At 44.0% G+C, this 309-nt stretch carries 1 protein-coding gene; it reads right to left on the bottom strand.

All coding sequences use genetic code 11. The annotated features are described in order from the left end of the window. Window positions 1-15 precede the first annotated feature (15 nt). The coding region (locus AB4512_RS24100; RefSeq protein ID WP_372176013.1) for a L,D-transpeptidase family protein at window positions 16-309 on the bottom strand (294 nt) is incomplete at its 5' end.

Here is a 309-nt window from a genome sequence, read left to right as displayed (position 1 = left end):
TGGCTTCACTGATAATTAACCACCCTCTTTATCATATTGATAGATGTCACCACGATACTGTATGCCCCCTTCTTCAAACAATACGGTTTGATAAATGATATGTACGGGGATTCGCTTCTTGAGTCGCACCTTAGTATTCGGAGCAAGATCATCATTTTGGTTCGGTACTTTCCTTACCTTGGTAGCAAACAACAACTCAGCCAATTCCTCTGCATGTTCAACACGTATGCAGCCGGAGCTATAAGCGCGGAAGTCGTCATTAAACAGGCCTTTACTTGGCGTATCGTGCAGATAGATCGCTCGCTTGTT

The sequence above is a fragment of the Vibrio sp. 10N.222.52.B7 genome, from assembly GCF_041474275.1.
In the GTDB taxonomy this organism is placed as follows: Bacteria; Pseudomonadota; Gammaproteobacteria; order Enterobacterales; family Vibrionaceae; genus Vibrio; species Vibrio crassostreae_C.
This window is presented reverse-complemented; position numbering and strand designations above follow the sequence as displayed.